The sequence below is a fragment of the Acinetobacter lwoffii genome (assembly GCF_024129685.1).
Lineage (GTDB): Bacteria > Pseudomonadota > Gammaproteobacteria > Pseudomonadales > Moraxellaceae > Acinetobacter > Acinetobacter lwoffii_X.
In genome coordinates, this window is sequence record NZ_JAMXXL010000012.1 from 73,336 (window position 1) to 82,991 (window position 9,656).

At 35.9% G+C, this 9,656-nt stretch carries 6 protein-coding genes, 1 pseudogene and 1 CRISPR repeat array; of the genes and pseudogenes, 6 read left to right on the forward strand and 1 reads right to left on the reverse strand.

What is annotated here, in order from left to right:
• Window positions 1–45 precede the first annotated feature (45 nt).
• Window positions 46–309, reverse strand: coding sequence for a hypothetical protein (locus NI464_RS07945; RefSeq protein WP_005094670.1), 264 nt, complete (start codon window positions 307–309; stop codon window positions 46–48).
• A gap of 363 nt (window positions 310–672) precedes the next feature.
• Between NI464_RS07945 and NI464_RS07950 the strand changes: the two genes are divergently transcribed.
• The 6 genes and pseudogenes from NI464_RS07950 (at window position 673) to csx16 (ending at window position 8,948) form a co-directional block, all read left to right on the forward strand.
• On the forward strand, window positions 673–1,347 hold the full coding sequence (locus NI464_RS07950) for a hypothetical protein (RefSeq protein ID WP_253138128.1): 675 nt from the start codon (window positions 673–675) through the stop codon (window positions 1,345–1,347).
• Window positions 1,347–3,623, forward strand: a complete 2,277-nt coding sequence (locus tag NI464_RS07955; protein ID WP_253138129.1) for a hypothetical protein — start codon at window positions 1,347–1,349, stop codon at window positions 3,621–3,623. The genes NI464_RS07950 and NI464_RS07955 overlap by 1 nt, the downstream gene beginning before the upstream one ends.
• A complete protein-coding gene (locus NI464_RS07960) occupies window positions 3,607–6,792 on the forward strand; it encodes a site-specific integrase (RefSeq protein ID WP_253138130.1) in 3,186 nt (1,061 codons plus the stop codon). Before NI464_RS07955 ends, NI464_RS07960 begins: the two co-directional genes overlap by 17 nt.
• Window positions 6,793–6,983: 191 nt before the next feature.
• Window positions 6,984–7,132: pseudogene (locus NI464_RS15945) on the forward strand (IS3 family transposase); the annotation flags it as partial.
• A 243-nt stretch (window positions 7,133–7,375) separates the two neighbouring features.
• Entirely contained in the window at window positions 7,376–8,584 is a 1,209-nt protein-coding gene (locus NI464_RS07965) for a Card1-like endonuclease domain-containing protein (RefSeq protein ID WP_276534866.1), read from the forward strand.
• 61 nt (window positions 8,585–8,645) lie between these two features.
• Window positions 8,646–8,948, forward strand: coding sequence for a CRISPR-associated protein Csx16 (csx16, locus tag NI464_RS07970; RefSeq protein ID WP_253138132.1), 303 nt, complete (start codon window positions 8,646–8,648; stop codon window positions 8,946–8,948).
• 196 nt (window positions 8,949–9,144) lie between these two features.
• Window positions 9,145–9,603: direct repeats of the CRISPR family, unit length 37 nt; unit sequence GTCTGAACAGACTTCCCTGTAGATAAGGGATTAAGAC.
• Window positions 9,604–9,656: the final 53 nt, after the last annotated feature.

Sequence of the window (9,656 nt, forward strand, 5' to 3'; positions counted from 1 at the left end):
GAATCAGTATTTTCTGGATTCTTAGAACCTGTCGCGATGATAGGTTCACTTCAACCCAAACCCATCTAGGGTTGAAGGGTCAAAGTTTTCATCAAACATAAACTCATCTGCTCGCTCTTTTTTTAATGTCGCAAGTGCATAAAAAAAACATTTCTCACATAACTGCAATTCATATCTTTCCCCGTCATGCTTAGAACCATAGCCCCAATGCGCAGATAAAGTTCCAAATTCCAATTTCGTTGATTGGTTGCATACATCACATACAACATCTGTAACGACTTCTACCTGTTTCAGTTGTTTAATTTCCATATACGGCTCCCGATATCAATCAAGTTAAATTTGTCTACATACTTATCAAAAATTGATTCCTGTTTGGTTTTAATTACCATTAAAAAAGATCAAATTTGAGCATTGTTATTGTAATAATCAACTGTACTCATCCCTACCGTATTCATTGTAATCTGCTATGTGAACATCACAATAGGAACATGATATTTTTTGCCAACTCACAAATATAGCTAACTAATAGTAAGTATAAAATCGAGGAGGAAAATTTGAAACTTTCAATAAGAAATAAGCTTTAAAAACAAGAAAAAAATGATGCCTCCTGCCATATTCAAAAACTCTAAATATACGTGAATATTACTGTATTATTTTTATTCAATAGCACACATGGATCTGACATCTGAACTACTTTTGAAGTTTCCAGCAACACAGATAAGTACTCTAAAAAAATTCAAAAAAAGCAGAATCACCATTCATCCACAGGCGTATGGTTTCAACTTATGCTACTTAAATATGTTTAAAAATCTCACTGCAGATTTAGATATTTCTAATCGTATAAAAGAACTCCATGTGTGGAAAACTTCAGAATTTGATGGCTACTCCATTTTCAATAATATTCACTTATATCTTAGCTATTTAAAGCAAGATATTAATGAAGTCACTTTAATTATTCATCATCAACAATCTTTTTCAGAGGATGAGTTAGCATTTCTGATGGAGTTATGCAGTCGTGAATTTATTCAATTCATCAAATCTACAAAATTTGATATTCGTTCGTTAAATCCACGAAAAACATTGCATTTAATTAACACACATCTTTCACGTCAAACACTATTGACCCTTAACAAAGAATCATCTTTAAAGCCACATCATCAAATGAGTCTGGAACTGCTAGCACAACTACTTTCATGTTCTCGAAATCAACTGAATCAGCGTATTAAAAATATCAAACAACAGCGTACACATATTTTTAATGAATTATCACTCAACAGCAGATGTGTAAAAGAACTCGTTGATCACTCTGATAGTTGTCTAAGTACAGAAAAAATTTGGAGATCATAGTGTCGAACGATCTAAATGAGAATATTGATTTGCCAGTTATTTCACTGCAAAAAACACTAGAAAAACTGTTTGGTGATGAGCAATTTGAACGTACGCAACATATCAACTTTGTGGTTAAACTATTGTCTTCTCAACAGACTGACAATTTTCTAGATGGTCTCAATCTCGATTACTTTAACGTCGATGTAGAATTTCAGTCAAATCTGCCCAAACCTTCACTAATCTCTTTTTCTAAAAAAGTTAAGATCAGCAATCTACCGATCACTTCATATATCAATTCAGTTGCGCAATTATCTGCGTCACAAACTCATGCGCAACATTGGAATATTCTAGTTTTAAAAGCGGCAATTTATTTAATTGCTCTTCCTGAGCTAAAACCAGAGCTTTTTAAACAAGCACACACAGAACACTTCAATACCGTAAAGCGCTTATTCCAGCGCTTTAGGACTGCAAATAAAAATTTAGATACTGAAAAAAAATATCAAAATACAAAAGAGTATCAACGTCTCTGGAGTACCTATCTTCAAGATCCAACACAGAGCTTAGAGCGATTTATTCAACATCTGATCACATTAGATACCGCTGAATTACCTGAGTTTGATCGCAATCTACTCAATGATATTCGCATTACTTTTAACTATGTTTTAAAAAACAAAGCGAAGATTGCACGTGCCAGTATCGATACACAGCTTGAACATCAGTTTCTTGATGAAGAACAATTCATTGAAGAAAGTATCGAAATCAAAAAAGGGGCCTCGCCTAAAGCACTGAGTATAGAAACGTTAATTGATGAGCCGCTTCATCGGCAAATTGTTGTCAATCCAACTCAGGCCACACCACTCGCAGCACATTCAGAAACAAGTCAAAACTATATTCTACCGCTTGTTGCAAAACATATTCAACGCAAAGAACATTTACTCACGTCGAGTAGTTTTTTCCCAAATCCATCTAGTATGAACCATCTACTGAAAAGACTTCATGTGGACTACTCTGAACATCAAAATAAAAGTGCTCTGATCTTGATGCTCGCATTTTTAACAGGCAACAGTGTGAATGAGTGGCTATATATACAAAAAAGCAAGCGAGCTAAAAAGTTAAATAACCGCCAAAAATTGATCTATAAAAATGATCAGTTCTTCTTAAACAGTCACTTTAATGTATTTGAGAACCGCAATTTTGAGTATTCAGACAACTTGCTCAATCAGACGATCTATTTAGACATTCCAATACCCAATCTATTCATTGAGGATCTCCGCAAAATGGAGTCGGTTAGTTTCAATGAGATACAGCAATATTTACGCAGGTTAAGACAAGAGTTATTCATTCCAAAATTATCTGTCGTCAAAGTAAGCTCTCTTCTACATCATACTATTCTTTCAAAAACAGGAAATAAACAACTCGCCGACTTGATGACAGGAATTGATGCCAATCAGTCATCATCTGTTTCTTATTGTCATCAGAATATTCCACGATTACATGCACAATATGTTGATATTCTAAAATCACTTTGTGCAGATGTAGCAAGCACATATGAAAGTTGTGTACCTTCGCTCCCTGATTCAATAATTCATTTTGGTAGTCGTAAAGCTCCAAAACCACAGGTCATTACAGAGATTTTTGCTGTATTGAAATTTAATATTTTTTCACAAGCTGAAGACGATCTGATTGCTATATACAACCACTACAACATATGGATGTGGCATATCCTCCTTCTTTTTACAGCAGCACGCCCCGTTGCTGAATTCCCTGGATTTCTTAAAAACTTTAATTTAAAACGCCAAATTTTAATGGTTTCTGACAAAGAAGTAGGCGGCCGTAATGGATTTGGACGTCTAATCCCGCTTTGTTCATTTTTAGTTGAAGAGATAAAAAAATTCCTTAAATTTTTAGAATATTTTTCGATTCAAATCGCGATGAATTACCCACTTTTAAATGATGTCATACAACAAATAGAAACAAGTAAGTTACCCTTGCTTGGAATCATTCAAAATAACAAGTGGACACCACTAAGACCTTCTACAGTCAAAGATTTATATCCTGAATTAGGACTTGCTCATGAAAATTGGCATCGCCACACAGCTCGTGCATTTTTGACTCATAAATTTTCTGAACCTGAAATTTTAGCTCTATTTGGGCATGAACTCATGCAACAAGAAGCAGCACATCCATTTTCCAGTTTATCGCTCTCTCAATTTTCTAAAATTGCAGATGTTTTAGAGCAAATGAAAACATATTTTAAAATTACAGGTGTTGAAGCTCATGTCATCACGCAATAAAAAAATCTCAGAAAAACGCTATGCTGAAGACAGACGTCAATTCAAACGAGATGAGTCTAAAAAGGACATACCAGCTGATGCAGAACAAGAGCTCCGACAATACTTTGATGAACAAAAATTCTCAAATGAAGACTTAATTCAAGCTTATCCTGCAATTTATGAGTTTATTAAACGTAAAGCACCGAATCTTGCCTGGAAAAAATATGCTCATGAATTCTTCCGAACATATATCAAAGACCTCAATAAAAGTAATAACCTAGACCTCCCACTACCTTATCTCACCTTTGAGATGAAACGCGATGAACCAATTTTCACGCTAGATTGGATCCAAGCCGGTCATGAAATTGACATCATCCTCGAAAAACTGTGGCACTACTGGATTCTTGCTCAAGATAGCTCGACGTTTTCTGATGAAGAAATTATTGCGAATATTCTGCTTTGCTCAATGCTATATGGTGGACTAAGTCAAACAGCAACATTAAATGCATTACTTGAACATTTAAAGAATCCCGTAAAAATCCAAAAAATTTGCGATTTAAATATCATCTTTTTAGAGCCACTTTCTCCAAGCTATGGCGATCTATTTGTCGATGAAAAAACAATTCGAAAATCGCGTAATTTTGTTCCAGATCAACTCACACGACTTTGGCTCATTCACTTCAATACAAGGCAAATTCGTGACATCAGTGTAGACGTGAATGCGTATCTGCACCTCATTTTTCAAAAAATAAAACATCCATACACCAACAAGACTTTTAAGTTTTTACGTGAATACGCCAATTTTAATTGGCTACAACTGCAGAATGCAGATGTTGATCCTGCCCTTTCACAATGTTTGTTAGAAAACACACTCACGTGTGGTTTATCAGAACATGAGTTTGAAAACTTTGCATTCCCAAAATTTAAAACTCAATTAAGTGATGAAATCGAACGAAATGTCTCTTCTGCAACCAAGCCCTTACCTGATCTAAATACCTCTGAAGCGGTAGAGAATGTGATATTTATTCATAAAAACTTGCTGAAAATGATTCGCACATCTTCAACGGAACAACCTATTGCTGAACTCATTATTGATTTTTGCCTGCGTCACCAAGGGCAGTTTAATGAGTTTTCTAAACGTATTATTTTGTGGCTCATCAGTCTCTATCGACCAAGTTCAGAGCAAATAAAAAAATTATCAGCCACCTTTGATTTTGATACAACTCAGTACACGAAGGCATTTCGAGACAATCAAAAACTCGCAGATAGTTCAATCTATACATATTACACCCGGATCGCAGAACCGTTTTTAACTCATGCCTTACAATACTTCGATGCCAACGATGACATTAATGATCTGCTGAACAAAATCTATCAACAAATCATTAGCAATACACGACTTGCTGATGAAGCAGATCAACCTGAGTTTAAAAAATCTAAAGACCAAACAATCCGCATGTTGAAACGCTTTCACACCTTTCAACAAATTGTTTTTCAAGCAGAAGATTTCGAACTTGAATTTATTGCATCGCAAAGTCGACCACGGGCACGCATCATAGGTCACACAGCCTTCCAGGTCATATTAAAGAAGTTAAATCAGCTCTTATATGACCAATCCATCTCAGACCATCACTATAAATTATTAAAAATCATTTATATTTTGGCTTACCGTACTGGTATGCGTATTAACGAAATACTCGGGTTACGTGTAAAAGATATCGAGGGTTTAAATCAATTTTCTATCTGGGTTCAACCTTATGGTTCAAAAAAACAAGGGAATCAACATCTGCTCAAAACGGATAGTGCGGAACGGATTGTGCCTGCATACGCTTTGCTAAAAGATGATGAGTACCAATTCTTTAGCGATTTTGTTGTTGAAAAACGTTTAGAGAATAAGAAAAGTTTATATTTATTCAGCAACTTGAATGAAAATAAAAAACTGAATAAACACACTGTCACCGTACCCCTAAAACTGATATTAAATCAGGTCTTTAAAGGGCATCATTACTCCTTTCACTCTTTTCGTCACACTGCAGCGAATCATTTATCGCTTTTACTGAACTGTGAATATGCACCACTTGTGCAAAAGCTAACTGACTATAGCGAAAACGAATATCAAAAAATTCGAGCTGAGCTACTTCAAAATCAACATGGACAAAACCATTGGTTTGTTATTGCACATCTCTTAGGACATATAGAGCCAGTTGAAACATTCAAAAGCTATATTCATTTAAGTTATCTCATAGTTGGTCAAAAACTACTAAAACATCATCCAGATATGCCAAATGAACTGGCTAAAAAAATCATAGGCTACAATGCAACGTTTAAAAATTTGAAAATAACAACGGATGAAAAAGACTTTAATTTTGAGAAAAATCAGGTAGTTCTAGCAACTATATTATTGAACGATCAAACAAACTGGCTCCAAAGTAATGCTACTGACATTCTTAACGAACTGTCAGTACAAACAAATCAACCCCATGACTTTTTTGCTTTCTTCGCCGGCACAGAAGATTCTAAAATTTCACTTCAACGCTTTTATGAAACACTCAACTTATTAGAGACTACTCACGATCCTAAAAGTGCAGCTCAACGTATATGCTTACCAGAAGAGCTCGTAAATTATTGGTATGAAAATGCCCTAAATTTAGCAAACATTAAATCAAAAAAAGGGAATCCCCGTTTATTTGGTATTGATAGCTCAACCCACTTAAAACCAGCAATGCTTGATAGCGCTGAAGAGCTTCATGCAGTGACTTATTTTTTTGAACATCTACAGAAAATAGCTCGTAAAAATCCAATACAAATTGCATGCGCCCTGAATATATTTTTGAATCGAGTGACCGCATCACATACCGGTATCCATTATCGCTGGAAGGATATCGATCAACTCGAACATTTTTACTCCCAGGTTAAGGCTTTATTTCCTGCCAAATTTTGGCACTTATTTGGACAGGATTTGCAAACAAAGTTAGATACTAAACAACAGCCTCAACTTTTCAAATTAGCAAAAGCATCAACAGATAAACATCCATCAACTCAGGAAGAGTTTCCTCGTCTACAACTCTATTCAGTAAAAGATGGTCATGCTCTTGCTGCATTTAAATTTTGCTTACATCTAGCCTGTATTGGCAGACCTCGATCTCTTGAACTGCAAGTTGAAGCTCTAAAAATCACTACATGCGGTTAAATAATTTAACCGTTGCTTCCTTATCTAAATTATGTGTGCTGAAAAAACAGGAGGTTTTAACTTGGTAAACTATACATACTCATCAGGAGTTTACCATGAGCAAGAAACTCAAGACGTATACGGCAGAATGAACCGTACCGGGTTTGTCGCAGACCAACTTTCCCTGAGATAAGAAGCATCGCTTCGCAAGGAAACATCGAGCAAAACGAGATCTACATGATTTTCATCATGCTGAGCAAATCAAACGAATTTGGAAAGAAAGTTCGGGGCGATATGGCGTTCGTAAAGTCTGGCAATAACTGCAACGAGAAGTTATGTTATTGCGCGCTGTACAAGTGCGCTAGGTTATGTGCCACCTTTTGAGTTTGAAAAAATGTTCGATGATAAGATTAACCCATTAGGTCAGGTGGCCTAACTTAAATAAAAAATTCTCCGATAGACTCGGTACGGTGCACACCATCAATAAAAAAATTGGTCCTTAAAACTCAGACCACCTTAAATTAGTGGTCTTTTTTATGATTTAGTACTCAAATAAGTTATCAGATATAATTATTCATAAGCCCATGATAACCACATAAAATATATGCGAATCTTAGTTCTTAGTACTACTGGCCATCCTGAAGCAAATTTAGAATCTGCCCGTTATTTCATCGAAAATAAGAGCAATATTGATAAAATTACAGTGCTCAGCACCACGTATATGGATGAACAAGGTAAGACTGATCTTTTAGTGCAAAGTTTAAAACTTATTAGCCAAGCAGCTATTGAGATATTAAATATTCCAAAAGGTTATGAAGAATCCAATATGTTTGCCATCCAAGAAATGATTTTAAATTGGGCAAACCAACATCCAGCTAAAGATCGTTTTATCTTTAATATTACAGGTGGCACAAAACTGATGAGTATTGCAATGGACCGTGCTTCCATGCTTTTAGGTTCAGCACGTGCCGAAAGTTTTTACCAAAGTCGTGGTCAGCACGTTGTTTGGTACCAAAGGCAGACCAACCAAATTGTCTACCCAATCAACAGCAATCTAAATCTGCAGCAACGTGTGCTGTCACGCGGCTACCAGATTACAAAGCAACAGCCAATCACCGATATTTCACTTGAACAATTGCGCTATGCACAAATCTTAATTGATGTAATGAAAAATGATTTCCAAAAAGGGCGACGCTTTTGCTCATTTATTAATAAATTGGCTTCTATGTCGGATGATGAAAACAGTTTGAATGTTCATTTTGACAATATTCAAGCGGAACAAGCCGAAGGTTTAGAGGTCCTAGCACAAATTACTCAAGAAGCTTTCTTTTCATTTGACAGCACCTCAAGTGTAATTCAATTTAAATCTGAAGAAACACGAGATTATATGAAAGGTGGCTGGTTGGAAGTCTACAGTGGCTATGAATGCTATAAAGCACTTATTGGTTTAAACCCACAGGCAGAACTTGCTATTAATGTTGAATTAAAAAAGAAAGATACTCCAAATGAAATGGATGTCATGTTTATTCATCATGCTCATTTATATTGTATAGAATGTAAAACAGCCAAAACGATGGCACATGAACAAGCTAAAGATGTTTTGTATAAATTATCTTCTTTGCAAGATTTTGGTGGAATCAACCAAAAACAAGCGGTTATTTCGCTGTATAGTTTAAAAGATTACAACTTAACTCGTGCCAATAATTCTGAAATTCGGATATTCCAAGAACGTGATTTACTCAATTTAAGTCAGCTTATTTCAGAATGGCTACAGCCCGAATCGACAAATATCAGTCAAGGCATAAGCTTATAGATCATACGTTTGTAGTTGATCTATGGCATGCTTTTACATATTGAATGATGTGGAAAATAAGATGACCGTTTACTTTATTACTCGCCATAAAGGTGCATTAGAATGGGCTAAAGAGGAGCATGTACATTACGATGTGCATGTTACCCATTTAGCAAATTTTAATGAACTGCGTGCTGAAGATACGGTAATCGGGACTTTACCTATTCATTTGGTTGCAGACTTGCATGTGCGAGGTATTCGGTATGTTCATTTATCCATGCATGTGCCTGCACATTTCAGAGGTTTAGAATTAAGCGCACAACAATTACGCGATTGTCATATCCGATTGGAGGAATTTTATGTTGTACGCCCTCACCCAATTTGATCAGCACGCCCGTGTATGGGATTACAATTCATGTATTGACATGGTATTCGCACAAAAATTATCACAAAATATTGTTTTTTATATTTATAAGAAAAACTGTGAAACATTTTGTCATACAGCAACTTTACTGATACATACTTTGAAATATTTAGCTTCTATAAGCCTTTGCTTTACAAAAGAAAAAAATAGAGGTAGAGTCTGAACAGACTTCCCTGTAGATAAGGGATTAAGACAGATGATTCATGGTTGAATGGGATTGGTTCTATGTCTGAACAGACTTCCCTGTAGATAAGGGATTAAGACGGTTTATTCCTTGAGTATGAGAGGGTGCCCACCCGTCTGAACAGACTTCCCTGTAGATAAGGGATTAAGACTACAAGGTGTCCAACAGGTTGTCCTAATACAGATGTCTGAACAGACTTCCCTGTAGATAAGGGATTAAGACGTATTGTTCACGAATAGCTTTAGTAGGCACACCAGTCTGAACAGACTTCCCTGTAGATAAGGGATTAAGACATGCCTGAACCGTTGATATTGTTTAGATCTTCAGTCTGAACAGACTTCCCTGTAGATAAGGGATTAAGACACGACCACCTAGGCCGTAGGTTATCTGGTAGTGTCTGAACAGACTTCCCTCTAGATAAGGGATGAACGAGGATCAGCAAAGCACTGCTTTGCCCGAGTGCAAGACGAAAGCTTTGCTTGAGT

Coding starts and splice junctions, on each gene's coding strand:
- csx16 (WP_253138132.1), top strand. CDS start 8,646: ATGACCGTTTACTTTATTACTCGCCATAAAGGTGCATTAGAATGGGCT.
- NI464_RS07965 (WP_276534866.1), top strand. CDS start 7,376: ATGCGAATCTTAGTTCTTAGTACTACTGGCCATCCTGAAGCAAATTTA.
- NI464_RS07950 (WP_253138128.1), top strand. CDS start 673: ATGGATCTGACATCTGAACTACTTTTGAAGTTTCCAGCAACACAGATA.
- NI464_RS07960 (WP_253138130.1), top strand. CDS start 3,607: ATGTCATCACGCAATAAAAAAATCTCAGAAAAACGCTATGCTGAAGAC.
- NI464_RS07945 (WP_005094670.1), bottom strand. CDS start 309: ATGGAAATTAAACAACTGAAACAGGTAGAAGTCGTTACAGATGTTGTA.